General features: G+C 55.5%; 20 protein-coding genes and 1 pseudogene. 8 read left to right on the top strand and 13 right to left on the bottom strand.

The window, feature by feature from the left end; translation table 11 throughout:
- Positions 1-36: 36 nt before the first annotated feature.
- Positions 37-1,581 (top strand): maltose ABC transporter permease MalF, encoded by a 1,545-nt coding sequence (gene malF / locus QE396_RS15595; protein ID WP_020882850.1) that lies wholly within the window; start codon positions 37-39, stop codon positions 1,579-1,581.
- A 14-nt stretch (positions 1,582-1,595) separates the two neighbouring features.
- Positions 1,596-2,486 (top strand): maltose ABC transporter permease MalG, encoded by an 891-nt coding sequence (gene malG, locus QE396_RS15600; RefSeq protein WP_014168193.1) that lies wholly within the window; start codon positions 1,596-1,598, stop codon positions 2,484-2,486.
- Between the two features lie 96 nt (positions 2,487-2,582).
- Here the strand turns inward: malG and psiE are convergent, their stop codons facing one another.
- On the bottom strand, positions 2,583-2,993 hold the full coding sequence (psiE, locus tag QE396_RS15605) for a phosphate-starvation-inducible protein PsiE (protein ID WP_309951688.1): 411 nt from the start codon (positions 2,991-2,993) through the stop codon (positions 2,583-2,585).
- 129 nt (positions 2,994-3,122) lie between these two features.
- On the opposite strand from psiE, the gene QE396_RS15610 reads away from it, so the two are divergent.
- Entirely contained in the window at positions 3,123-3,638 is a 516-nt protein-coding gene (locus tag QE396_RS15610; RefSeq protein WP_025206401.1) for a GNAT family N-acetyltransferase, read from the top strand.
- An 8-nt stretch (positions 3,639-3,646) separates the two neighbouring features.
- A complete protein-coding gene (locus tag QE396_RS15615; RefSeq protein ID WP_020882853.1) occupies positions 3,647-4,102 on the top strand; it encodes an acyltransferase in 456 nt (151 codons plus the stop codon).
- Positions 4,103-4,140: 38 nt separating this feature from the next.
- Here the strand turns inward: QE396_RS15615 and QE396_RS15620 are convergent, their stop codons facing one another.
- From QE396_RS15620 to pgi, 5 genes are all read right to left on the bottom strand, one after another.
- Positions 4,141-6,237 carry a YjbH domain-containing protein gene (locus QE396_RS15620; RefSeq protein ID WP_014168189.1) on the bottom strand — a complete coding sequence of 699 codons (2,097 nt, stop codon included), beginning with the start codon at positions 6,235-6,237 and terminating at the stop codon, positions 4,141-4,143.
- Positions 6,237-6,974, bottom strand: coding sequence for a capsule biosynthesis GfcC D2 domain-containing protein (locus tag QE396_RS15625; RefSeq protein WP_032679376.1), 738 nt, complete (start codon positions 6,972-6,974; stop codon positions 6,237-6,239). The genes QE396_RS15620 and QE396_RS15625 overlap by 1 nt, the downstream gene beginning before the upstream one ends.
- On the bottom strand, positions 6,971-7,609 hold the full coding sequence (locus tag QE396_RS15630; RefSeq protein ID WP_025206403.1) for a YjbF family lipoprotein: 639 nt from the start codon (positions 7,607-7,609) through the stop codon (positions 6,971-6,973). The genes QE396_RS15625 and QE396_RS15630 overlap by 4 nt, the downstream gene beginning before the upstream one ends.
- A 118-nt stretch (positions 7,610-7,727) precedes the next feature.
- Complete coding sequence (gene yjbE / locus QE396_RS15635; RefSeq protein WP_014168186.1) at positions 7,728-7,970, bottom strand: exopolysaccharide production protein YjbE; 243 nt, start codon at positions 7,968-7,970, stop codon at positions 7,728-7,730.
- 367 nt (positions 7,971-8,337) lie between these two features.
- Positions 8,338-9,987, bottom strand: a complete 1,650-nt coding sequence (gene pgi / locus QE396_RS15640; RefSeq protein ID WP_309951694.1) for a glucose-6-phosphate isomerase — start codon at positions 9,985-9,987, stop codon at positions 8,338-8,340.
- 375 nt (positions 9,988-10,362) lie between these two features.
- Here pgi and lysC point away from each other — a divergent pair, with 375 nt between their 5' ends.
- The 3 genes from lysC (at position 10,363) to QE396_RS15655 (ending at position 13,072) form a co-directional block, all read left to right on the top strand.
- Positions 10,363-11,712, top strand: coding sequence for a lysine-sensitive aspartokinase 3 (gene lysC, locus QE396_RS15645; protein ID WP_014168184.1), 1,350 nt, complete (start codon positions 10,363-10,365; stop codon positions 11,710-11,712).
- Between the two features lie 92 nt (positions 11,713-11,804).
- The gene (gene panS / locus QE396_RS15650) at positions 11,805-12,749 is read left to right on the top strand and encodes a ketopantoate/pantoate/pantothenate transporter PanS (RefSeq protein ID WP_014168183.1); all 945 of its coding nucleotides are present in this window, start codon (positions 11,805-11,807) and stop codon (positions 12,747-12,749) included.
- A 50-nt stretch (positions 12,750-12,799) separates the two neighbouring features.
- Positions 12,800-13,072, top strand: coding sequence for a DUF3811 domain-containing protein (locus tag QE396_RS15655; RefSeq protein WP_014168182.1), 273 nt, complete (start codon positions 12,800-12,802; stop codon positions 13,070-13,072).
- Here the strand turns inward: QE396_RS15655 and rluF are convergent, their stop codons facing one another.
- The 3 genes and pseudogenes from rluF to metH form a co-directional block, all read right to left on the bottom strand.
- On the bottom strand, positions 13,073-13,942 hold the full coding sequence (gene rluF, locus QE396_RS15660; protein ID WP_050737732.1) for a 23S rRNA pseudouridine(2604) synthase RluF: 870 nt from the start codon (positions 13,940-13,942) through the stop codon (positions 13,073-13,075).
- A gap of 134 nt (positions 13,943-14,076) precedes the next feature.
- Positions 14,077-15,709, bottom strand: a pseudogene (locus QE396_RS15665) (Na/Pi cotransporter family protein).
- A gap of 114 nt (positions 15,710-15,823) precedes the next feature.
- A complete protein-coding gene (gene metH, locus QE396_RS15670; RefSeq protein ID WP_032681927.1) occupies positions 15,824-19,507 on the bottom strand; it encodes a methionine synthase in 3,684 nt (1,227 codons plus the stop codon).
- Positions 19,508-19,701: 194 nt separating this feature from the next.
- On the opposite strand from metH, the gene iclR reads away from it, so the two are divergent.
- Entirely contained in the window at positions 19,702-20,529 is an 828-nt protein-coding gene (iclR, locus tag QE396_RS15675; RefSeq protein WP_020882862.1) for a glyoxylate bypass operon transcriptional repressor IclR, read from the top strand.
- A gap of 43 nt (positions 20,530-20,572) precedes the next feature.
- Here iclR and aceK read toward each other — a convergent pair whose 3' ends face one another.
- From aceK to metA, 4 genes are all read right to left on the bottom strand, one after another.
- A complete protein-coding gene (aceK, locus tag QE396_RS15680; RefSeq protein WP_020882863.1) occupies positions 20,573-22,300 on the bottom strand; it encodes a bifunctional isocitrate dehydrogenase kinase/phosphatase in 1,728 nt (575 codons plus the stop codon).
- Positions 22,301-22,388: 88 nt separating this feature from the next.
- A complete protein-coding gene (gene aceA, locus QE396_RS15685; protein WP_020882864.1) occupies positions 22,389-23,693 on the bottom strand; it encodes an isocitrate lyase in 1,305 nt (434 codons plus the stop codon).
- Positions 23,694-23,724: 31 nt separating this feature from the next.
- The gene (aceB, locus tag QE396_RS15690; RefSeq protein ID WP_032681929.1) at positions 23,725-25,326 is read right to left on the bottom strand and encodes a malate synthase A; all 1,602 of its coding nucleotides are present in this window, start codon (positions 25,324-25,326) and stop codon (positions 23,725-23,727) included.
- A gap of 270 nt (positions 25,327-25,596) precedes the next feature.
- Complete coding sequence (gene metA, locus QE396_RS15695) at positions 25,597-26,526, bottom strand: homoserine O-succinyltransferase (RefSeq protein WP_014168174.1); 930 nt, start codon at positions 26,524-26,526, stop codon at positions 25,597-25,599.
- Positions 26,527-26,654: the final 128 nt, after the last annotated feature.

Consider the following 26,654-nt stretch of genomic DNA (forward strand, 5'->3'; position numbering starts at 1 on the left):
GAGGGAGAACAAAATGTGTTGTAGAGGAAGAACCCCATGGATGTCATTAAAAAGAAACACTGGTGGCAAAGCTCTGCCCTGAAGTGGTCTGTAATGGGTCTGCTGTGTCTGCTGGTGGGTTACCTTGTTGTTTTAATGTACGTACAAGGGGAATATCTGTTCGCCATCATGACGCTGATTTTAAGCTCTGCTGGCCTGTATATTTTCGCCAACCGTAAAGCCTATGCCTGGCGATATGTTTACCCGGGCGTGGCCGGGATGGGTCTGTTTGTCCTGTTCCCGCTGATTTGTACCATTGCTATCGCGTTCACCAACTACAGCAGCACCAACCAGCTTGCGCAGGAGCGCGCCCAACAGGTGCTGATGGACCGCTCTTATCAGGCGGGCAAAACCTTTAACTTCGGCCTGTATCCTGCGGGCAGCGAGTGGAAGTTAGCACTCACTGACGAAGAAACCGGCAAAAATTATGTTTCCGACGCTTTCAAATTTGGCGGCGAGCAGAAGCTGGCCTTAAAAGAGGCTGCGGCCCTGCCGGAAGGCGAACGCGCTAACCTGCGCATCATTACGCAGAACCGTCAGGCGCTGACGCAGCTTACCGCCCAACTGCCGGACGAAAGCAAAGTGACCATGAGTTCACTGCGCCAGTTCTCCGGGACACAACCGCTCTATACGCTGGCGGACGACGGCACGCTGACCAACAACCAGAGCGGCGTAAAGTACCGTCCAAACAACGACATTGGTTTCTACCAGTCCATTACGGCTGATGGCAAATGGGGTGATGACAAGCTCAGCCCGGGCTACACCGTGACGATAGGCTGGGACAACTTCACCCGCGTCTTTACCGATGAAGGGATCCAGAAACCGTTCTTCGCCATCTTTGTCTGGACCGTGGTGTTCTCCATACTGACGGTGATCCTGACCGTTGCCGTGGGCATGGTGCTGGCGTGTCTGGTGCAGTGGGAATCTCTGAAAGGGAAAGCCATTTACCGCGTGCTGCTTATTCTGCCGTATGCCGTCCCGTCGTTTATCTCGATTCTGATTTTCAAAGGGCTGTTTAACCAGAGCTTCGGTGAAATCAACATGATGCTGAGCGCGCTGTTCGGTATCAAACCGGCCTGGTTCAGCGACCCGATCACCGCCCGCTCGATGATTATCATCGTGAACACCTGGCTCGGTTATCCGTACATGATGATCCTGTGCATGGGCCTGCTGAAGGCAATTCCGGACGATTTGTACGAAGCCTCGGCAATGGATGGCGCGGGTCCGTTCCAGAATTTCTTTAAGATTACGCTGCCGCTGCTCATTAAGCCGCTGACGCCGCTGATGATTGCCAGCTTTGCCTTCAACTTTAACAACTTCGTGCTGATTCAGCTGTTGACCAACGGTGGGCCTGACCGTCTTGGCACCACCACGCCGGCAGGCTATACCGACCTGCTCGTCAGCTACACCTACCGTATCGCCTTCGAAGGCGGCGGCGGTCAGGACTTCGGTCTGGCGGCAGCGATTGCCACCCTGATCTTCCTGCTGGTTGGCGCTCTGGCGATTGTGAACCTGAAAGCAACACGCATGAAATTCGACTAAGGAGGGCACAGAATATGTCTATGGTCCAACCCAAATCTCAGAAACTGCGCCTCTTCGCGACGCATTTAGGGCTGCTGATTTTTATCGCGGCAATCATGTTCCCGCTGCTGATGGTCATCGCCATCTCCCTGCGTGCCGGTAACTTCGCGACCGGGAGCCTGATCCCGGATGAAATCTCCTGGGAGCACTGGAAGTTAGCGCTGGGCTTCAGCGTTGAACACGCGGATGGCCGCGTCACGCCACCGCCGTTCCCGGTGCTGTTATGGCTGTGGAACTCGGTGAAAATTGCCGGGATTACCGCGATTGGAATTGTCGCACTCTCCACGACCTGTGCTTACGCCTTTGCCCGTATGCGTTTCCCGGGTAAGGCCACGCTGCTGAAAGGGATGCTGATTTTCCAGATGTTCCCGGCGGTACTGTCACTGGTGGCGTTGTATGCCTTGTTTGACCGACTGGGCCAGTATGTGCCGTTTATCGGCCTGAACACCCACGGTGGCGTCATCTTCGCCTATCTTGGCGGTATCGCGCTGCATGTGTGGACCATCAAAGGGTATTTCGAAACCATCGACGGCTCGCTGGAAGAAGCGGCGGCGCTGGATGGCGCGACCCCGTGGCAGGCATTCCGTCTGGTGCTTCTGCCGCTGTCGGTGCCGATCCTGGCGGTGGTCTTTATCCTGTCGTTTATCGCAGCCATCACCGAAGTGCCGGTCGCTTCCCTGTTACTGCGTGATGTCAACAGCTATACGCTGGCCGTCGGTATGCAGCAATACCTCAATCCGCAGAACTATTTGTGGGGCGACTTTGCTGCGGCGGCTGTACTCTCCGCCATCCCTATCACCGTCGTGTTCCTGCTGGCGCAGCGCTGGCTGGTGAATGGCCTGACGGCGGGCGGTGTGAAAGGTTAAGTTTCATTTGTTATGCCACTGCAACCCTCAACTTTAGACGTATTGTATTGACCCAACTTGTGACTGTTGTTAGGCGGCCTCCGGGCCGCCATTTTTTTATTCCCGTTTCAGCCGTTTCGAATTGCACAGCCAGAGCGTGATCACCAGCAGCAGGATCGCCGCCGAATAGATCAGTACATCGAGCGGGGAGGTATGATCCACGATGATCAGCCGCACAATCGCGGTGACCCCGATGTAAACAAAATAGCGTAGCGGGAAGTGAAAGCCTGACTGGAAATACTTCACAATCAGCGCGATAAATTCAAAGTAGAGAAAGTAGACCACCAGGCCTTCCACCAGCTCATATTTGCTGGTTTGTTCAGGGGCGAACAGCACATCTGCCAGATGCACCGTCTCTTTGCCTAAAAAGACGACCAGTATCAGGCCAAGGCTCAGCAGACCGAGGTTCAGCACGGTCTGGAGGATTGTTGAGATAAACTCAACGCGCGGGCGAGTCAGGGATGTCATAGAGCACCTCATTCTCCAGGGCGAGGTTCCTGTATAACGCAAAAATGTGACGGTGATCTATATTTTTTGTTTATATTATGTTCAGCGCTGTGGCATGTTGCACTGTGACACGCTTATTTCGACGAAGGGATGATGAAATTAACCATTCAACGCGCCACCGTGGATGATGCAAAACAGCTGAGTGAAATGGGGTATGCCAGCTACCGGCATCACTTTGGGCATCTATGGGAAAGCCAGACAGAGCTTGCCGCCTTTCTTGAACAGGAATACGCGCCGCAGGCGATAGCAGACAGCCTGATGCAGCCGGGCACTTACTGGCTCATTGCCAGCGCACAGACACCCGTCGGTTTCGCAAAATTCTCAACCCAGCAGACCATCGAGCCCGAGGGGCTGACGGGTACGCTCCTGCATAAACTCTATTTATTGCCGGATGCCACAGGACACCGCTACGGCGAGCAACTCCTTGCGGAAGTGATTCGCCAGGCAAAAGCCTGCTCGGAAAATCTGCTGTGGCTGGAAGTCCTCGAAAAGAACCCTCGCGCACGCCGGTTTTACGAAGCGCAGGGGCTGAAACATGTCAAAGACACCCTCTTCGTCACTGCGGCGCAAACCAGCACCCTCCATATTATGTCGATGCCAGTCTAAGGAGATGTATGCCAGAGCAACGCCAGGCGGCTATTCGTCATGTTGTCTGCGGCGAAAACGTCGTCATTTACGAACCCGCGAATCTTTATGAATGTTCGCTGGGCGATAACGTCTTTATCGGCCCGTTTGTTGAAATTCAGGCTAACTCGCACATCGGTGCTGATAGCAAAATTCAGTCCCATACCTTCATCTGCGAGTATGTCACCGTCGGCGAGCGCTGTTTCATCGGCCATGGGGTGATGTTCGCCAACGATATGTTCCGCGACGGTAAACCCAATGCCGACCGGCGCAGCTGGGGACACATTCGCGTGGGCAACGACGTTTCAATCGGCAGCGGGGCCACCATTCTGGCTGTCTCAATTTGCGATGGGGCGGTGATTGGGGCGGGAAGCGTGGTGACAAAGTCCATCACCGAGAAAGGGGTTTACGCCGGCAACCCGGCGAGGCTGTTGCGGCGTTTGTAAGGTGCCCGGCAGGCGTAACGCTACCGGGCACTCACGCATCATCTGAAGTTGATGTTCTTATCGCTGGTCATGTCGTACAGCTGGAATTTACGTCCCAGCTGCTGACCACCGTCACGCGTCAGCGGCGTCCAGCCAATTGCCGCACGGCTGCGGGTTGGGCCTGACGAGAACAGATCCAGCGGAATGGAGACGTACACGCCTTTGGTGAAGTCCCCTTCCCCGTACTCGTCCGGCGAGACGTTAGTGATCGTGGCATAGCCACCGACCACCACACCGCTGTCGAAGTGTTTAGAGATATCCAGCGTGCCGCCTTTATCCCCCGCCAGATACTGACCAACGCTGGCTTTCACCAGTACGTCCGGGGCAAACGACGGCGTCCAGTAGGCCGTCAGGTGGCCGGTTTTAACGCTGTAGTCGGTGAACTTCATCATGTCCTGCGCGCTGCGCCAGTCACGCTGTTTCACGTAGTTGGCATCAAGACCGAACGCCCAGTTGCTGTCTACCGGACGGTAGAGCACTTCAGCCCCCGCGCCGCCAAACATCGTTTCCAGATAACCGCCGTAAACCTGGCCGTAGAAACCGTTACCAAAGTACTGGAAGTAGTTGGCCTGCAGGTTGTTTACGTAAGCGTCGTTCTGCACATATTCACGTACGCGAGTACGCACGCGCGGCAGCTTCGAGTCGTTCGGCGGGTTGGTATAGTTAAACTTGTCGTAGTTGTTGGCAAGGTTACCGAACAGGCTGCCGGTGGTCAGCAGGTGGTCGGTGACCCACAGATCCGCCGTCGCCATGACGCCCAGCTGATACATGTAGAAGTTTTCTGGCCCACCAACAGACTGGTTCAGCACCGGATCGATATGGAAATCAAAGCGCGACTTATCGATATACCAGCCCTGCTCGGTGGTGTCTGGCACCACTGGCTCAACGCGTTTTTGCACCAGCTCGGTTTCATGCCCCAGCGGTTCGCCTTCCAGATGGCGCTTAAGGCTGGCGACATCCGTTTCCGTCGTGACCTGCGGCATGTTCAGACGGTTTTCGGTCACGCGGATCGTGCTGATCCCGTCCGGCAGATCGTTCATGATAATCCGGTTGGCGCGCTCGATCCCTTCCCGCGAGTCGCGGTATTTCACCTGCTCGCCGGTCACGTACAGCGTATCGCCTTTCACCTGAATCTTCGGATCCGCCAGGCCGGCGTTGTATTTCAGCAGGGTCAGCTGGTTCGCCACGACGGAGTGCTGCAGAATGGCATCCTGCGGCTCCGGCTGGTAGGCAGGCCGCGCGTTGTCGTTGTAGTGTGGCCGCATATCGTTAAAGTTGGTACGCAGCGTCACGCCAAACATCACGGTATTGCCACGCTCATAGCTGAGGTTAACGTCAGCCCAGTCAGCCACACGGTAAATGGCACCGACGTTAAATTTGCTCTTCTGCTCAATCTTGCCGGCGAAATCCTGTGAATAGTCATTCCCTTCGTATTCCAGCTTCAGGCGCAGCGGCTGCCAGGGCGTCTGGTACTCTACGCCGCCAAACAGCGAGGCCGGGCCGTGGAACATCTGGTCGCCGTTGATGGAGCCCGCTTTCTGATAGCTGTTATCGCGATAGCAATATTTGTCGCTGTAGGAGCAGAACGGGTTTTTCACGTTGCCGCTGGTGCCCAGATACCCCCAGCCGAGACCGAGTGAGAAATCAAACGGTCCCCAGGCTTTGCTGGCCACCACGTATTCCGCATCAAACAGACCGGTACCGCCGATATCCCGTGCGCCAACAGAGACCTGCGGCATCCAGTAACTCTCTTCCCACAGACGCAGCTTCACGTCGAACGCTTTATCTTTGTAGGTCTGATCGCCGGAGAAGGACTCGACGCTGCTGTACCGTTTGGTGCGCACATCAGTGTAGCGCAGCGTGGTTTCGAGCCACGGAAACAACTGCACAGCGGCGGAGTAGTAGCGATACTGATCGTTATCACGGTAGTTGAGGCTGATTTCCCCTTCCCGCGCCATGCGCGCGGTAGGCGTTTGCAGTAAACCGACGCCGCCGAAATCTGACTGAGACGGGCCAATGGGTGCCGGATACGTTTCTGCATGGCAGGCGGCACTCACGCACAACGCCAGCATGCTATAGAGATAGGTTCTTTTCATTATTCCGGTATCCGCTGTTTCAGGGAGTGAAGGATATCGGCGTTCAGCCCGTCATATGCCTTCGTCCAGAAATGGTCGGCAAAACCGACAAAAATGACGCTGCCTGGCATCGGTTCGATATGGCGTTTATTCCAGTAGGCTACCGGTGCTTTTTGCGTTTGGCCGTCCGGGTACACCACCCATGCGTAGCTCTTATCCGCACCGCTCAGCAAATTTTGTTCATCGAGATAGCTCGCCACATCGCGACCCGGCATAAACGGCTTGTCACCCGGACTGCTGACAAGCCCGAACACGGTAATGGTAGAAGGCTGAACAGGTAGCCAGAGCGTGTACTCGCCTTCCAGTGACGGGTTAGCCGTCTCCGCGACGCGAACGTGGTCCGGATCGAGATTGACCGGCAACCGTCCGGTAACCTTCAGCGCCTTAAGCTGCTGGCGAAGGCTGTTAATGGCCGCCGCGTCGTCACCCTCTTCCTGCTCCGCCAGCCCTGTCAGCCTGGCGAGCAGCGCGTTATGTTGTTGCTCCGCCACCACCGTCGCCTGTCGTTCACTGATGACCGCACCCGGCCACCAGCTGTTCGCCAGCCTTGGCTGGCCGACGAGATCGATCAAGTGTCCGGCGTTGGTCAATGTTTTAGGCTTCGTATTGTCCTGCGTATAGACTTTCACCGTCCCGGCAGACCATGCGAGCGGCGTAGCAAAGCTTGCGATCAGCGCAACGCGAATAAGTGTTTTCATGATTTCGCGGCCTTGATCAGCGTGGTTTTGACCGGGAAGAATCCGGCACCAAGATACTGTAACGACTGGCGTATCTGGCCGTCATCGTCCACCCAGAAGCGGTTATGCCAGGTTGCCTGATCGGTAGTGACCTCTTCATCCAGCACGCGAACCCGGGTTTCGTCGCTGCCCACATTGACGCTGTCCGTGCCATCCCAGCGGAAGGTGGAGCGGGCGGTGGCATAGCGAACCTGCTTGTGTTCGGTCCAGCCCATCGTGCGGGTCCAGCTTGCCCCGTCGGTTATCTGGTTCGGCTTGTTCAGCGGATCGGCGGCGAGATTGTTGACTTCAAGCAGGTTGTCGCCCCCGAGCAGGGTTTTCACGATACGGCTATGCTGCGTTACGATGGTGGCCTGATCCTGCGTCACCCATTTCTGCTGCCCGTTTTCATCGAAAGCGAGCACCACAAACAGCTGTGGGCCATCGTTGAGCTGCATGTACTGACTGGCATAGGGCATGTTCTGAAGTTCGTCATCGGTCAGATGCACGCCCGGCGTACCGAACATGCTTTCCCACAGTGAATGGCCCAGCCCTTTGGTGGTGGCCGAGCACGCCTGCAAAAGCAGACAAATCAGGATGATCCCAGGTCGCTTCACGACTCTTCTCCGCATTATTGCCGGGTGATGCTGCGCTTACCCGGTCTACAGGTCCCGAAGGCTACTGAAAAGCCAGAATAACCACACCGAAGTGTGGTTATGATTAAAACACCCGTTATTACTGGGTGCTGGTGGTCGTGGTGGTCGTGGTTCCGGTATTGGAGCCATCACCGCCACCGGTTGCCGCCAGGGCGACACCCACGGCTGAACTTACGGTGCTGGCGCTGGACGCGGTAGAAATCCCCGCAGACGCAGACGTCGCAGCCGAACCTGCCGCTTCTCCGACCTGAACCGGAGCCGCATTAACAGATGTCGCCGCAAGCGCAGATATGGCGAAAATGCCATACAGTACTTTCTTCATAAGAATTTCCCTTCATTTAATGAATGGAGATTTGCCCAAAAAGAATTTCAGGCGGATTCGAGTATACACAACTAAAGGTGAGGGTTTGCCGTAGGGGTAAATAGAAGAAGGGTTTTCGGACAATTGGATAAAATGGAAACAAAAGGACGATTAGATAATAATATAACTTATATAAATCAATGAAATAGAATTAGATCTTGTGATGGTAATTATCCGTATTTTCCTAAAATAAACCGCAGCAATTAACAGGTTAACGACTATTTTCAGATTAAACTCACTACAGGAATTTGAGTTTAATAACAGACATCAGGAATTATCCGATAAAAAAATGCCGGCATTTCGCCGGCACTTTTTCATGACACTTTAATTACGCGCGCCATGCTTTATAACGGTTGATCAGACCATTTGTGGAGCTGTCGTGGCTGTTAATCGCGTTATCGTCACCCAGTTCAGGCAGGATACGGTTTGCCAGCTGTTTACCCAGCTCAACGCCCCACTGGTCAAAGGTGAAGATGTTCAGGATAGCGCCCTGAGTGAAGATCTTATGCTCGTACAGGGCAATCAGCGCACCCAGGCTGAACGGCGTAATTTCGCGCAGCAGGAGGGAGTTGGTTGGACGGTTGCCTTCGAACACTTTGAACGGCACAACGTGGTCCAGCGTGGCCGGATCTTTACCCTGGTCGCGGTATTCCTGCTCAACCACGTCACGAGACTTACCGAACGCCAGCGCTTCAGTCTGTGCGAAGAAGTTAGACAGCAGCTTCGGATGGTGGTCTGACAGCGGGTTATGGGTGATGGCCGGGGCGATGAAATCGCACGGAACCATTTTGGTGCCCTGGTGGATCAGCTGATAGAACGCATGCTGGCCGTTAGTGCCTGGCTCGCCCCAGATGATTGGGCCAGTCTGGTAATCCACAGCGTTACCGTTACGGTCAACGTATTTACCATTGGATTCCATGTTGCCCTGCTGGAAGTAGGCCGCAAAACGGTGCATGTACTGGTCGTATGGCAGAATCGCTTCGGTTTCAGCCCCGAAGAAGTTGTTGTACCAGATACCAATCAGCGCCAGCAGCACAGGCAGGTTTTTCTCAGGTGCTGTGGTGGAGAAGTGTTTATCCATCGCATGCGCGCCGGAGAGCAGCTCAACAAAGTTGTCGAAGCCGACGGAGAGGATGATCGACAGGCCGATAGCGGACCACAGAGAGTAACGACCGCCCACCCAGTCCCAGAACTCGAACATGTTCGCGGTGTCGATACCGAACTCGCTAACGGCTTTCCCGTTGGTCGACAGCGCGGCGAAGTGTTTCGCCACGTGCTTGTTGTCGCCTGCGGTTTTCAGGAACCAGTCGCGCGCGCTGTGGGCGTTGGTCATGGTTTCCTGAGTGGTGAAGGTTTTAGACGCGACCAGGAACAGGGTCGTTTCCGGATTCACGTTCTTCAGCACCTCGGCGATGTGGGTACCATCGACGTTAGAAACAAAGTGCATGTTGAGGTGGTTTTTGTATGGGCGCAGCGCTTCGGTGACCATGAATGGGCCAAGGTCAGACCCGCCGATACCGATGTTAACGACATCCGTAATCGGTTTGCCGGTGTAGCCTTTCCAGCTTCCGGAGATGATCGCTTCAGAGAAAGCTTTCATCTTTTCCAGCACCGCGTTCACTTCCGGCATCACATCTTTGCCGTCAACGACAATCGGAGTATTGCTACGGTTACGCAGCGCCACGTGCAGCACGGCACGGTCTTCGGTGCGGTTGATCTTCTCACCGGAGAACATGGATTTGATGGCGTCGGCCAGCTCAGTCTCTTTCGCCAGATCCTGCAGCTTCGCCAGCGTTTCTTCGGTAATGCGGTTTTTGGAGAAATCCACCAGCATCAGGTCATCGAAGGTCGCGGAGAACTTATTGAAACGATCGGCATCTTTCGCGAACAGGTCCGCGATGGTGACGTCTTTCATTTCATCATAATGTTTCTGTAGTGCCTGCCAGGCAGCGGTCTGCGTTGGGTTGATGTTTTTCATTAGCAATACTCTTCTGATTTGAGAATTGTGACTGCGGTCGATTGTAGCGCCTGCAAATAAAAATTGTGATGGTTTTTATGCCATTGCCCTGGCCTGCATCAAACACAGGTGAAAAGACCCGAAAAGTATAGCTGCTGAAACGCCCTTCAGGGGCGGCGAAATGTCGGTCAAAAGGCGGTAAAAAGAAGCATAAAATATGGCCCTGTTATAAGTCCTGTTACTGAGGGGTACCCCCCCATAAAAAATCCGCATAATCCCAGCATTGACAGGACCTCCCCCACATTTTATTTATAGGGCCGTATTTTGCGCCTGCACCTGTTCTCGTTTCATTCTTGTGCCAAGGTCGCTTTATTCATTCCCTGACACGAGGTTGTTATGACGAGTTTTGTGGTCGCCAAATTTGGCGGCACCAGTGTGGCCGATTACGATGCCATGAACCGCAGCGCCGATGTGGTGCTGGCCGATCCGAATACCCGCCTGGTGGTGCTTTCCGCCTCTGCTGGCGTGACGAACCTGCTGGTTTCTCTGTCTGAAGGACTGGAAGCAACCGAACGTTTCGTTAAGCTGGACGCACTGCGCAAAATTCAGTTCAACATCCTTGAACGTCTGCAGAATCCGAACGTGATCCGTGAGGAAGTGGAACGCCTGCTGGAAAATATCACTACCCTGGCTGAAGCCGCCTCTCTGGCGACCTCCACCGCGCTGACCGATGAACTGGTCAGCCACGGCGAGCTGATGTCCACGCTGCTGTTCGTGGAGATCCTCCGCGAGCGTAACGTCCATGCCCAATGGTTTGACGTGCGTAAAGTCATGCGCACCAGCGATCGCTTTGGCCGTGCCGAGCCGGATGTTGAAATGCTGGCCGAGCTGACCCAGCAGCAGCTGGCCCCGCGCCTGGCAGAAGGGATGGTGATCACTCAGGGCTTTATCGGTAGCGAAGCCAAAGGCCGTACAACAACGCTTGGCCGCGGCGGCAGTGACTATACGGCAGCCCTGCTCGGCGAAGCGCTGCATGCCACCCGTGTGGATATCTGGACTGACGTGCCGGGTATTTACACCACCGACCCGCGCGTGGTCTCTGCGGCGAAACGCATTGATGTGATCGCGTTTGAAGAGGCGGCAGAAATGGCCACCTTCGGCGCGAAAGTATTGCACCCGGCGACGCTGTTGCCGGCCGTGCGCAGCGATATCCCGGTCTTCGTTGGCTCCAGTAAGGATCCCAAAGCAGGCGGTACGCTGGTGTGCAAGAAAACCGAAAACCCGCCATTGTTCCGAGCGCTGGCCCTGCGCCGCCGCCAGACGCTGGTGACGCTGCACAGCCACAATATGCTGCATTCTCGCGGTTTCCTGGCGGAAGTGTTTGGCATCCTCGCGCGCCATAATATCTCCGTGGATTTGATCACCACATCCGAAGTGAGCATCGCGCTGACGCTGGACACCACTGGCTCCACGTCAACCGGCGACACCCTGCTGACGCAGTCGTTGCTGATCGAACTCTCTGAGTTGTGCCGCGTGGAAGTGGAAGAAGATCTGGCGCTGGTTGCTATCATCGGCAACAAGCTATCGCGTGCCTGCGGCGTGGGTAAAGAGGTCTTCGGCGTACTCGACCCGTTCAGCATTCGTATGATTTGCTACGGCGCCTCCAGCTACAACCTCTGCTTCCTGGTGCCAGCCGATCAGGCCGAGCAGGTCGTGCAAAAACTTCATCAGAATTTGTTTGAATAAAATTCGTTAGCACGATAAACAATACCTATAAGCCGGGCACAGACCCGGCTTTTTTATAACTAAACAACACGACAATACTGCAAGGACTATCTATGTTATCCGCCATCACCCGGCTGTTCCCGTTGTGGGCACTGCTGCTTTCCGTACTCGCGTATTACACTCCCACCCACTTTACGGGCATTGGCCCGTGGGTCACGACGCTGCTGATGCTGATTATGCTCGGCATGGGCGTACACCTGAAAATTGACGACTTCAAACGCGTTCTGTCGCGCCCAGCCCCCGTAGCGGCAGGAATTTTCCTGCACTACCTGGTCATGCCGCTTGCGGCGTGGCTGCTGGCCATGGCCTTTAAAATGCCGCCAGATTTATCCGCCGGTATGGTGCTGGTCGGCAGCGTGGCCAGCGGCACGGCATCCAATGTGATGATTTACCTGGCAAAAGGTGATGTGGCGCTCTCGGTGACCATCTCTTCCGTTTCAACGCTGGTGGGCGTGATTGCCACGCCGCTGTTAACGCGTCTGTATGTGGATGCGCAGATTCAGGTAGACGTCATGGGGATGCTGCTCAGTATTCTGCAGATTGTGGTGATCCCGATTGCGCTGGGCCTGGTGATTCACCATCTGTTCCCACGCGTGGTCAAAGCCGTTGAACCGTACCTGCCTGCCTTCTCGATGGTCTGTATTCTGGCCATCATCAGCGCCGTGGTTGCCGGCTCTGCATCGCACATTGCCTCAGTGGGCTTTGTGGTGATCATCGCGGTGGTGTTGCATAACACCCTTGGTCTTTTGGGCGGTTACTGGGGCGGGAAGCTGTTTGGTTTCGACGAATCTACCTGTCGTACGCTGGCAATCGAAGTGGGGATGCAAAACTCGGGGCTGGCCGCAGCACTGGGCAAGATCTACTTCTCGCCGCTGGCAGCCCTGCCGGGTGCGCTGTTCTCCGTCTGGCATAATCTGTCCGGCTCGCTGCTGGCAGGCTACTGGTCAGGCAAACCCATTAATGAGCCCGCGAAAAAAGATGCAGTGAAACAGGGTTAATTTCCTTCGCTTGCTTTACACTGGAGCCTCCCCTTCAGGAGGCTTCAGCAATGGCTACACCACGTTTGACCCAGAAAGACATGACGGAAGCTGAGCAGCGCGAACTGAAAACGCTCCTCGACCGCGCTCGTATCGCCCATGGCCGCACGCTGACTAACGCCGAAACCAATCAGGTTAAAAAAGAGTACATCGATAAATTGATGGCTCAGCGTGAAACTGAGGCGAAACAAGCCCGCAAGCTGAAAAAAGAGCAGGCTTATAAACCCGATAAAGAAGCGACCTTTTCCTGGTCAGCCAATACCTCACCCCGTGGAAGGCGCTAATTAGCGCCCTTTCTTTTTACGGCCCGGCTGGACGAAGCGTTTGCCCGCAGGCTTGCCGCGGCTTTTCTCTTCTGATGGCGGCGCTTTCACCACCGGACGCTTAATGGCCTGGGTTTTCGGTTTGGCTTTCGTTTTTGGCTTCGCTTCAGACGATGAATTCTCGATGAGCCTGAACAGCTCAATCAGTTCGTCATCCGTTAAATCACGCCACTCGCCCAGTGGAATACCGGACAGACTCACGTTCATAATGCGCGTACGTTCGAGCTTCACCACGTCATAACCGAAGTGCTCGCACATCCGGCGGATCTGACGGTTTAAGCCCTGCACAAGGGTAATGCGGAAAGCAAACGGCGCCTCTTTCTTCACCTTGCACTTCTTCGTGACGGTCCCCAGAATCGGCACACCTGCGCCCATACCGTGGATAAAGTCGTCCGTGACCGGCTTATTGACCGTGACGATGTACTCTTTCTCGTGGTCGTTACCGGCACGCAGAATTTTGTTCACCAGATCGCCGTGGTTGGTCAGGAAAATCAGCCCCTGTGAGTCTTTATCAAGGCGGCCAATCGGGAAGATACGGCTGCTGTGATTAACGAAATCAACAATGTTGTCCCGCTCGCCGTCTTCCGTGGTACTGACGATGCCAACCGGCTTATTCAACGCGATAAATACCAGGTCTTCCGCATCACGCGGTTCAATGAGCTGACCATTCACTTTGACCACGTCACCGGGGACGACCTGATCACCGATGGTGGCGCGTTTGCCGTTGAGGAACACGTTACCCTGTTCAATGTAACGGTCCGCCTCGCGACGTGAGCAGATCCCGCTCTCGCTAATGTATTTGTTTAATCGTGTTGATTGAGTTGGCAGCATAGTTTCTCCTGTAAAGGCGAAATATACCTTAGGTTTGGGCTGGTAAAAAGATTAGCCGACGGTTACCGGGCATCATGCCCGGCGTAAACCTGCTGGTTTTGAGGTTAACCACCTTATCAAGGCGCTTTCAGAGATTAATATTCATCTCGATCGTCGTCTTCATCCGGCTGCTCCATGACGCTATAAGCGACCGCGCAGAATAACGAGTTGAGACGCTTCATGTCCCCCAGCAACCCCAGGTGCAGGGAGCTGGTTTCAATGCTCTGGACGTTCTGCTGGTGCAGTCGTTCAACGTGGGCGTGCGAGTAGCGCCGGTTGAGGATACGGAATCGATGTTTGTTACGACGCAAGCGGCGTGCGCTCGGTACGTCGCTGGAGAAGAAGACCAGCATCGCCAGCTTCAGGTTGCTCAGCAACTGCTCGTGCAGCGCCTCCAGCTCCTTCAGGCCTTCAACCGAGAAGGCGCGGCGCGCGGCAAGGGATTTGTCAGCAATTTCACTTCCCATACGCTCCACGATATCCGAGGCCTGTTCGAGGTTAAGCGACATTTCGATGATTTCCGCCCAGCGGCGGGACTCTTCCTCTGCCAGTTCATCCTGCGGAATACGCGCCAGGTAGAGCTTGATGGCGGTATAGAGCACGTTGATATCGTCCGCCAGCCTGCGCAGCTCTTTCTCTTCTCGCGGCTCTCCGTGCATGACCTTTTGCAGCCCTTCAAGCATCGTTTCCATGGCATCGCCCATGCGCAGCGTCTCGCGCGCGGCATTAGCCAGCGCCAGTGCCGGGGTATCCAGCGCGGAGGTGTCCAGATGCTTAGGTTTCAGACGCGCATCCAGCTCCGGTTCATCCCGGATAAGCCGTTCGCAGAAGCGGGCCATGGGTTCAGCAAAAGGCACCATCGCCAGGCAACGCACCAGGTTGTAAAACACGTGGAAATAGATAACCAGCTCAGCCTTCGGTAACGGGAGATTGTCCATCAGGTTAGCCAGCGGATAGACAAACGGCAGAATAATCAGGCTGCCCACCAGCTTAAACAGCAGGCTTCCAAGCGCCACGCGCCGGGCTGCAGCGTTTGCGGCGCTGTTATTGAGCATCGCCAGCAGGCCAGAGCCAAGGTTGGCCCCGATCACCAGACACAGCGCGACCGGGAAAGAGATCGCCCCCGCGGCGGTTAACGTCGCCGTCAGCAGCACGGCGGCCAGGCTGGAGTAACTGACGATGGCAAATACCGCGCCGATCAACGCATCCAGCATGATGTCCCCGGTCAGCGAGGCAAAGATGACCTGAACGCCGTTGGCCTCGGTGATGGGGGTCACCGCCTGCACAATCAGCTCCAGCGCCAGCAGGATCAACCCAAGGCCAATCCCCACGCGGCCAAGCTGTCCGGCACGCGTCTGCTTACGGCCAAGGAAGAAGATGACACCGATAAAAATCAGCAGCGGCGACAGCCAGGAGAGATCGAAGGTCAGGATACGCGCCATCAGCGCGGTCCCCACGTCAGCGCCCAGCACAATGACCAGCGCGGGTGCCAGCGCCACCCAGATCCTGCGCCACAAACGAGGTCACGAGCAGGGTCGTCGCATTACTGCTCTGCACCAGTGCCGTCACGCCGATGCCCGCGCAGAAGGCGAGCGGCTTCTTCTCAACGCTGCTGCTGAGAACGGTGCGTAAGCGCGCGCCAAAGACGCGCATAACGCCGGTACGGACAATATGCGTGCCCCATACCAGCAGTGCTACTGCGGAAAGCAAGTGTAACAGGGTCAGCACGGAAGGTTCTCCTCCTTATCGTTCTACGTTTTTATGATTCAGTATAAGGGTTTAAACGTAAGAAAGAGACAGGGCGCCTAATGAGCGCCCTGTTTGTTGTAAGGAAAAGTGACGTTAGTCAGCGTCGTAGCCTAAATTGGGTGCCAGCCAGCGTTCAACCTCTGAGACACTCATACCTTTGCGCAGGGCGTAATCTTCAATCTGATCGCGCTGCAGCTGCGCGACGGCGAAGTATTTGCTGTCGGGATGGCTGAAATACCAGCCGGACACCGATGCCCCAGGCCACATGGCGAAAGACTCGGTGAGCTTCATGCCGGTATGGGCTTCTACATCCAGCAATGTCCAGATAGTGCCCTTTTCGGTGTGTTCCGGGCAGGCTGGATAGCCCGGAGCCGGACGAATCCCCTGGTAGTTTTCGCGGATCAGCTCCTCGTTGCTGAGATTCTCATTGGCCGCGTAGCCCCAGTGCACCTTGCGCACGCGCTCGTGGAGGTACTCTGCGAAGGCTTCCGCCAGACGATCGGCAATCGCTTTCACCATGATTTTATTGTAATCATCGTGCTGCGCGTCGAACGCCTCCGCCAGCGCATCTTCCTCAAGACCCCCGGTCACGGCAAACGCCCCGATATAATCCGCTTTCCCGGAAAGCTTCGGTGCAACGAAATCGGCCAGGCAGTAGTTAGCAAAGCCCACTTTCTCGGTTTGCTGGCGCAGATGGCGACTTACTGCCAGCACGTGCGTGCGGGTCTCGTCGCGATAAATTTCGATGTCGTCGCCCACACGGTTCGCCGGGAACAGGCCCACCACGCCGCGCGGGTTGAGGCTTTTCTGCGCGCTCAACTGGTCAAGCATTTCGTTGGCGTCGTTGAACAGGCGTTTGGCTTCTTCCCCGACCACCTCATCTTCAAGGATGCGTGGATATTTGCCCGCCAGTGACCAGGTCATGAAGAACGGTGTCCAGTCGATGTAGTTGCGCAGCGTCTCAATGCTGGCAGTAACGTCCTGAACGCCCAGACGATGCGCCACAGGGGGCGTATAGCTGGCCCAGTCAAACGCCAGATCGTTATCGCGCGCGGCCTGGAGTGTCACCGGCGGCGTCCGCGGTTTTTTACGGCCATGCTGAATACGCACGGTCTCGTACTCTTTGCGGGTACGCGCGACAAAATCATCACGCTGGGTGGCAGACAACAATGCCGACACGACGCCCACGGTACGCGAGGCGTTTTGCACATAAACCGTCGGGCCACTGTAGTTCTGCTCGATTTTCACCGCCGTGTGCGCTTTGGACGTTGTCGCCCCGCCAATCAGCAGTGGAATGGTAAAGCCCTGACGTTCCATCTCTTTCGCCACGTTGACCATCTCGTCCAGCGACGGGGTAATCAGCCCGGAAAGTCCAATCAGGTCAGCATTCACTTCGCGCGCAGTTTTGAGGATTTTATCCGCCGGCACCATCACGCCAAGATCGATAATCTCGTAGTTATTACACTGCAGTACGACGCCCACAATGTTCTTACCGATGTCATGCACGTCGCCCTTCACGGTGGCGATCACCATTTTACCGTTGCTGGAGCCTTTCTCTTTGCTGGCTTCGATAAAGGGTTCGAGATAGGCCACCGCCTGCTTCATGACGCGTGCGGATTTCACCACCTGCGGCAGGAACATTTTGCCTTCGCCAAACAGATCGCCGACCACGTTCATGCCGTCCATCAGCGGCCCTTCGATCACTTCAATCGGGCGCGTCGATTGCTGACGTGCTTCTTCGGTGTCCTGTTCAATAAACTCGGTAATCCCTTTTACGAGTGAGTATTCCAGACGTTTTTTCACGTCCCAGGCACGCCACTCCGCCTGCTGAATGTTTACCGATGCATCGGATTTACTGCCGCGGTATTTCTCGGCCAGATCCAGCATGCGCTCGGTGGCATCATCTCGCCGGTTGAGGATCACGTCTTCTACGGCGTCGCGCAGTTCCGCCGGCAGGTCGTCGTAAATGGCCAGCTGTCCGGCGTTAACGATCCCCATGTCCATACCGTTACGGATAGCGTAATAGAGGAACACGGCGTGGATAGCTTCACGCACCGGATCGTTACCGCGGAAGGAGAATGACACGTTCGATACGCCGCCGGAGATCAGCGCATGCGGCAGCTCGCGTTTGATGTCTTCACACGCGCCGATAAAGTCCTGCGCGTAGTTATTGTGCTCTTCAATACCTGTAGCAACCGCGAAGATGTTCGGGTCGAAGATGATGTCTTCCGGCGGGAAGCCCACCTCTTCGGTCAGAATTTTGTATGCGCGGCGACAAATCTCAATTTTGCGCGCACGGGTATCGGCCTGGCCCATTTCATCGAAGGCCATCACCACCACGGCGGCACCATAACGGCGCACCATCTTCGCGTGGTGGATAAAGGTATCAACGCCTTCTTTCATCGAGATGGAGTTAACAATGCCTTTACCCTGAATACACTTCAGCCCTTTCTCGATGACTTCCCACTTAGAGGAGTCAATCATGATCGGCACCCGGGCAATGTCCGGCTCGCCGGCAATCAGGTTGAGGAAGCGCACCATCGCCGCTTCGGCGTCGAGCATTCCCTCATCCATATTGATGTCGATGATCTGGGCGCCGCTCTCAACCTGCTGGCGGGCCACGTCCAGCGCTTCACTGTACTTCTCTTCTTTAATCAGCCGTTTGAATTTCGCCGAACCGGTCACGTTAGTCCGCTCCCCGACGTTCACAAACAGGCTATCGTCACCGATGGTCAACGGCTCAAGGCCGGCCAAACGGCAGGCAACCGGCAGCGTAGGCAGTTGACGCGGCGGCAGACCCGCCACCGCATTGCTCATCGCGGCAATATGCTCTGGCGTGGTACCGCAGCAACCACCGACGATATTCAGAAAACCGGATTCGGCCCACTCGCGGATTTGCGCCGCCATGGTGTCTGCATCCAGATCGTATTCACCAAAGGCGTTCGGCAGGCCGGCGTTCGGGTGTGCGGTGACATAGCATTCAGCGATGCGCGAAAGTTCCTGCACATACTGGCGCAGCTCATCGGGACCCAGCGCGCAGTTCAGGCCGAAGGAGAGCGCTTCAGCGTGACGCAGGGAGTTGTAAAAAGCTTCTGTGGTCTGGCCGGAGAGGGTACGACCAGAGGCGTCGGTGATGGTACCGGAAATCATGATCGGCAGGTCGACGCCCAGCGCCTCGAACTCCTCTTTCACCGCGTAAATCGCGGCTTTGGCATTGAGGGTGTCGAATACCGTCTCAATCAGGATCAGATCGGAACCGCCTTCCACCAGCGCTTTGGTCGATTCACGATACGCCGCCACCAGCTGATCAAAGCTGATGTTACGAAAGGCCGGGTCGTTCACATCGGGTGAAATCGACGCGGTACGGTTGGTCGGGCCAAGCACCCCGGCCACGTAGCGCGGTTTGTCCGGCGTACGGGCTGTCCATTCATCAGCGCAGGCGCGGGCCAGCTTTGCCGCGGCAAGGTTTATCTCCGCCGACAGGGATTCCATCTGGTAATCCGCCATGGCGATGGTTGTCGAGTTAAAGGTGTTGGTTTCGACGATATCCGCACCCGCCTCGAAATACGCGTTGTGGATCGCCGAAATGACCTGTGGTTTGCTGAGCACCAGAAGGTCGTTGTTACCTTTGAGGTCGCATGGCCAGTCGGCGAAACGCTCGCCGCGGAAATCGTCTTCACTCAGACGATAGCTCTGGATCATGGTACCCATGCCGCCGTCCAGCACCAGAATTCGTTTATTTAACTGCGCACGCAGTTGCTCTACTTTGCTGCTCACACTTGCTCCCGACAACGCTCAACCAGGCCAAAAGGCCAGCAGTCCATACTGGCACAATCTCGCAGGGTGTAAAAGTCACACAGCGGTAACATGAGACATGTTCACTATCACTCATCCGATCAGTCAGGATAACGGTTGCAAAATCACCAAATAAAACGAAAATGATTTCCACGATACAGAAAAAGGAGTTCGTCATGGTCACGACCGTTCCCGCTAAACGCGGCAGAAAACCTGCTGCCACCACCGCCGCCTCTCAGGGCGGACAGGTTCAATCGCTCACGCGCGGTTTGAAGCTGCTGGAATGGATAGCCGAGTCACACAGCAGCGTGGCCCTGACAGAGCTGGCACAGCAGGCTGGCCTGCCAAACTCAACGACCCATCGACTGTTGACCACGATGCAGCAGCTGGGCTTTGTGCGCCAGGTGGGCGAGCTGGGACACTGGGCGGTGGGCGCACATGCGTTTATCGTCGGCAGCAGCTTCCTGCAGAGCCGCAACCTGCTGGCGATTGTGCACCCTATTCTGCGTAAGCTGATGGAAGATTCCGGCGAGACGGTAAACCTGGCCGTGCTCGACCAGAGCGACCATCAGGCCATTATCATCGACCAGGTACAGTGCACGCAGCTAATGCGTATGTCGGCACCGATTGGCGGCAAGCTGCCGATGCATGCCTCCGGGGCGGGGAAAGCGTTTCTGTCGCAGCTCAGCGAAGAGCAGGTCACCGGGCTGCTGCACCGTAAAGGGCTGCACGCCTACACCCACGCCACGCTGGTCTCACCGGTACATCTGAAAGAAGATCTGGCCCTGACCCGCAAGCGCGGCTATTCGTTTGATGACGAGGAGCATGCGTTAGGCCTGCGCTGCATTGCAGCCTGCATCTTTGACGAGCACCGCGAGCCGTTTGCCGCCATTTCGATCTCCGGACCGATTTCCCGTATGACCGATGACCGCGTCACGGAGTTAGGTGCGCTGGTGATTAAGGCGGCGAAAGAGGTCACGCTGGCATATGGCGGGATTCGATAACATCGGGTGCACCTGAATCCCTCTCCCGTCGGGAGAGGGGGCATTACACCGCATATCGGATGCAAAACCGTTGTTTGCGGCGATAGGCATACACATCTTCCACATGCCCATTCTTGATGCGCGTCTGCAGGCCCCGCCAGTAGCTGGCGCGGAACAGGTCATCATGCATCTCTTCAAACAGTGGCCTGATGCGCGGGTCAGCGCACAGCCAGTGGCGAAACTCCTCAGGAAAGACATCTCCCGGTGAGATGCTGTACCACGGCTCGCCGGACAGTTCATCTTCCGGATAGCGGGGCTGCGGTATATCGCGGAAATTCACCTCAGTCATATAGCAAATTTCATCATAATCGTAGAACACCACCCGCCCGTGACGGGTGACCCCGAAGTTTTTAAACAGCATGTCACCCGGGAAGATATTCGCGGCGGCAAGCTGACGGATAGCGTTGCCGTATTCTTCAATGGCATCACGCAGTGCCTGACCTTCGGACTGCTCCAGCCAGATATTGAGTGGGATCATGCGGCGTTCGATATAGAGATGGCTGATGGCAATTTTGTCGCCCAGATCGGTGATTTTCGCCGGCGCTTCCTGCAGTAATAACGCCATTAATGCCGGATCGATCTGCTGCTTATCCAGCACAAAGTTCTCGAACTCCTGGGTGTCCGCCATTCGCCCGACGCGATCGTGCTCTTTAACCAGCTGGTAGCAGGCGCGGACGTGAGCAGCGGTCATCTCCTTCTGCGGCGCGAACGTATCTTTGATGACCTTAAACACCCGATCAAAACCCGGCAGGGTAAAGACCAGCATCACCATGCCGCGAATACCGGGGGCTTCGATAAATTGCTCATCTGCCGTGGTGACATAGCGCAGATATTCCCGATAGCTTTCCGTCTTGGCGTGTTTCTGACAGCCAATGGCCATGTACAGCTCGGCGGTGGTTTTCCCCGGCAGGATCTCGCGCAACCACTCCACCAGAGCAGCAGGCAGCGGGGCATACACCATAAAGTAGGAGCGGGCGAAACCAAAGACAATGCTGGCCTCGGCGCTGGTCGTCAGGCAAGTATCAACAAACAGTTCACCGTCATCGGTACGATGGATGGGTAACAGAAACGGCACAATGGCCGACGGTGTCATCAGTTTACCGACCAGCCAGGCGGCCTTATTACGGTAAAAAAGCTCATTGGCAACCTGCAAATGGCTTTGCCCGAGCACCTCTTCGCCAAAGGTCTCCTTGAGATGCGCAGAGATATAGCCGATATCACGGGTTTTATTCTCCCAGGGCAAACGCAGCGGCAAATCCGTTAATACGCGATGCAGGAGTTTTTCCCAGCCGCGATCGGGAAAGAAATCCTTCGCCAGCGGACGCGGAATAGTGCGAAAGCGGCGTTCCGGCTGAGAGCTAAAGATAAATAACCGCTCAGGAGATAATGAGCGGTGGTCAAATAACCGGCAATAGACGGAGTTGAAAAAGCTCTCCGCAATCTCGAAGCGCGGGTAATCAGGTAACAGATGGGTGTAATGCTCCTTCACGCGCAGTAAAAACTCCGCGTCAGGGATTTTGCCGTCGGTAATGCAACGCAACTGCTCCACCACCAGACCCACATGGTGGTCGTAAAGGTGGATTCGCTGCTTCATGGCCTGCTGAACCGCATGCCAGTCGGCGTGCTCAAAACGCTGCTGCGCGCCGGATGTGACTTCCAGGAAACGTCCGTACTGGGCATCGAAGCCCTGCAGAATAGTTTGGGCAATCAGTAATTCCAGACCACGCGACATTGTTCATGCTCCCTCACCCCGGCCCCCTCCCGACGGGAGAGGGAGTATGTTCACAGGCCCGGTAGCGTGCCACCGGGCATTACACGGCTCAGAACTGGGCTTCTTCCGTCGATCCCGTTAAGGCGGTGACGGAGGAGGTGCCCCCCTGGATGATAGTGGTCACGTTATCGAAGTAACCGGTCCCGACCTCCTGCTGATGCGAAACGAAGGTATAGCCCTCTTTACCGGCAGCAAATTCCGGCTGCTGCACCTTCTCAACGTAATGCTTCATGCCTTCACCCTGCGCGTAGGCATGCGCCAGGTCGAACATGTTGAACCACATGCTGTGAATGCCAGCCAGCGTGATGAACTGATATTTGTAGCCCATGTCGGACAGTTGCTGCTGGAAGCTGGCGATGGTTTTATCGTCCAGTTTCTTCTGCCAGTTGAAGGACGGCGAGCAGTTATAGGCCAGCAGTTTGCCCGGATATTTGGCGTGGATAGCATCGGCAAAGCGTTTTGCCAGCGCCAGGTCCGGCGTGGAGGTTTCGCACCAGACCAGGTCCGCATACGGTGCATATGCCAGCCCACGGCTGATCGCCTGTTCAATGCCAGCATGGGTACGATAAAACCCTTCGCTGGTGCGTTCACCGGTAATGAACTCGCTGTCGTAAGGATCGCAGTCAGAAGTGATCAGGTCAGCCGCATCCGCATCGGTACGGGCAATCACCAGCGTGGGTACGCCGAGCACGTCAGCCGCCAGACGCGCCGCAACCAGCTTCTGAATCGCTTCCTGGGTTGGGACAAGGACTTTCCCGCCCATGTGTCCGCATTTCTTCACTGACGCGAGCTGGTCTTCGAAGTGAACGGCCGCTGCACCGGCCTCAATCATCGATTTCATCAGCTCAAAGGCGTTCAGCACGCCGCCGAATCCCGCTTCCGCATCCGCGACGATTGGCAGAAAATAGTCAATAAAACGCGGATCGTTTGGCTCAATGCCTGCCGCCCACTGGATCTGATCCGCACGGCGGAAGGTGTTGTTGATCCGATCCACCACGGTTGGTACCGAGTTTGCCGGATAGAGCGACTGATCCGGATACATGCTGGAGGCCAGGTTGGCGTCCGCCGCAACCTGCCAGCCGGAAAGATAGATGGCTTCGATGCCGGCTTTCGCCTGCTGCAGGGCCTGGCCGCCAGTCAGCGCGCCGAGGCTATTGATGTAACCTTTTTTGGCACCGCCGTGCAGCAGATCCCACATTTTCGCCGCGCCGCGCTGCGCCAGGGTACATTCCGGGTTGACCGAGCCACGCAATTTCACCACCTCTTCCGCGCTATACGGGCGGCGGATGCCTTCCCAGCGAGGTTGGGTCCACTCTTTCTTCAATTCTTCGATTTGTTGGGTACGGGTTTTCATGTGCAGATGCTCCATATTGTTGTGGGGTGAATTACGCCAGGAAGCGGTAGCCCGGCAGGGTCAGGAAGTCGATTAAGTCATCGGATGTGGTGATTTGCTCCATCAGGCGTGCGGCGTCATCAAAACGTCCGCTGCTGAAGCGGTGTTCACCCAGTTCGTCCTGGATCACCCGCATCTCTTCGGCCAGCATCTGACGGAACAGGGATTTGGTCACCGGCTTGCCGTTGCTGAGCGTTTTTTGATGGTGGATCCACTGCCAGATTGAGGTACGAGAGATTTCGGCGGTAGCGGCATCTTCCATCAGGCCGTAGATCGGCACGCAGCCGTTACCGGAGATCCACGCTTCAATGTACTGGACGGCTACGCGGATATTGGCGCGCATGCCCTCTTCCGTACGCTCGCCCGCACACGGTGCCAGCAGGTGTTCTTCAGCCGTTGGGGCATCCTCATCACGCGTCACAAACAGCTGGTTTTTGTTCTCACCGAGTACGCGGTTGAAGACGTCCATTGCCGTATCCGCCAGACCCGGATGCGCGATCCACGTTCCGTCATGGCCATTTCGTGCTTCAAGCTCTTTATCGGCTTTCACCTTGTTGAGCACCTGATTGTTACGTTCAGCATCTTTGCTTGGGATAAATGCCGCCATTCCCCCCATCGCAAAGGCCCCACGCTTGTGGCAGGTCTTAATCAACAGGCGTGAGTAGGCACTCAGGAACGGTTTATCCATGGTGACAACCTGGCGATCCGGTAGTACACGATCGGGATGATTTTTCAGGGTCTTGATGTAGCTGAAGATGTAATCCCAGCGTCCACAGTTCAGCCCAACAATATGGTCGCGCAGCGCATGCAGAATTTCGTTCATCTGGAACACGGCAGGCAGCGTTTCAATCAGCAGGGTGGCTTTAATGGTGCCGCGCGGCAGGTTGAAACGATCTTCCGTGAAGCTAAACACTTCACTCCACCAGGCCGCTTCCTGCCAGGCCTGTGTTTTCGGCAGATAGAAATAGGGGCCGCTGCCTTTTGCCAGCAGATTCTTGTGGTTGTGGAAGAAATAGAGGGCGAAGTCAAACAGACTGCCCGGAATGGCTTCGCCACGCCAGGTGACATGCTTTTCAGGCAGATGCAGTCCACGTACGCGACAGATCAGAACCGCCGGATTGGGTTTCAGTTGATAGATTTTGCCGGCTTCGTTGGTATAGCTGATGGTGCCATTTACGGCATCGCGCAGATTGATTTGCCCGTCGATGACCTTATGCCAGTCCGGCGCCAGTGAGTCCTCAAAATCTGCCATAAAGACTTTTACGTTCGCGTTCATGGCGTTGATCACCATTTTGCGCTCCACCGGGCCGGTGATTTCGACGCGCCGATCCTGTAAATCATCCGGAATGCCGCGGATTTTCCACTCACCACGGCGAATGGAAGCGGTTTCCGAAATAAACCCAGGCAACTTGCCATCATCAATTTCCTGCTGCTGATGAATGCGTGCCGCCAGCAGCTTATTGCGCGTTGGCGTAAAGCGGGTCACCAGTTCGGTCAGGAATTCGACAGCGTCTGCTGTCAAAATTTGCTGTTCTTGCTCGCCATGCGGCTGGGTAAAGGCCAGTTCATCGACCGTCGTTGCCTGTTGAGTCATTACTCTGCTCCTCATCAAAGATCCAAAATCACGCCCCCGATGCGAACGAAAGATCGTTGTGTAGTTTTCGCTCAGCAGAATTAAGACTATCTATATTTTTTCCAAAATCAAAAACAATTTCCATTTTAATTATTAAATGCATTTAACGCATTGATTAATATGAAATTAAAGTTTTATTGTTTGTTGAGTGACATTTCGGAAATGAAAAAGGCACCCGAAGGTGCCTGATGTGAATAGCTGAAACGCTTTAGGATCGTTTAGTGCAGAAGATTACTCCAGCGTTGGATTCATGTGGCGCAGATCGTATGGTGTGATCTGGTAGACGTAATAGTTGAGCCAGTTCGTAAACAGCAAATTCCCGTGGCTACGCCAGGTGGCTCTCGGTTTGTTCTGTGGATCGTTTTTGGGGAAATAGTTGTACGGAACGTCCGGATTCAGACCGGCTTCAACGTCACGGAAATACTCCGACGCGAGGGTGTTCGGATCGTACTCAGGATGGCCGGTAACAAAGGCAATGCGCTTGTCTTTACTGGCAAACAGGTAAGCATCCCCGTCTTCGGTTTCGGCCAGGATATCGAGATCGGTGTAATCACGAATCAGCTGTGCCGGAAAATCGGCGTAGCGCGAGTGTGGGGCCAGGAAGGAGTCATCGAACCCGCGCGTCAACAGGGCGTGAGGTTGAACAAGGTGGTGCTCGTAAACACCTGAAAGCTTCTCAGTGCGGGTTTGTTTGGGGATCCCATAGAGGATATTCAGGGCGGCTTGCACCGCCCAACAAACAAACAGCGTGGACGTGACGTGATCTTTAGCCCACTCCAGTACCTGTTTGATCTGCGGCCAGTAGGCAACATCATTAAATTCGACCAGGCCCAGCGGTGCACCGGTCACAATCAGCCCATCGAAGTTTTCGTCGCGAATGTCGTCGAAGTTACAGTAAAAATTATTCAGATGCTCAGAAGGCGTATTTCGCGACTCACGGGCATCGATTCGCAGCAGCTGGATATCAACCTGCAGCGGCGAGTTCGAAAGCAAACGCAGGAACTGGTTCTCTGTTTCGATCTTTTTCGGCATCAGATTGAGAATAAGCACCTTCAGTGGGCGAATTTCCTGACCTGTAGCGCGTGAAGTCGTCATCACAAAGACGTTTTCATCACGTAAGAAATTGACGGCTGGTAGCTCGTCCTGCACCCGAATCGGCATAACCTCATATCCTCGCAGCATACGTATAAACGTTTAGACATCCAGACAGCTAACGATACCCAGAAACAGGCTGAATGTCGAGTCTGCAAGCGGAAGGTGAGAAAGTTTCAAGGAGGAAGTAAGAAGCC

This window comes from Enterobacter sp. SORGH_AS_0287 (genome assembly GCF_031453695.1).
GTDB lineage: Bacteria > Pseudomonadota > Gammaproteobacteria > Enterobacterales > Enterobacteriaceae > Enterobacter > Enterobacter ludwigii.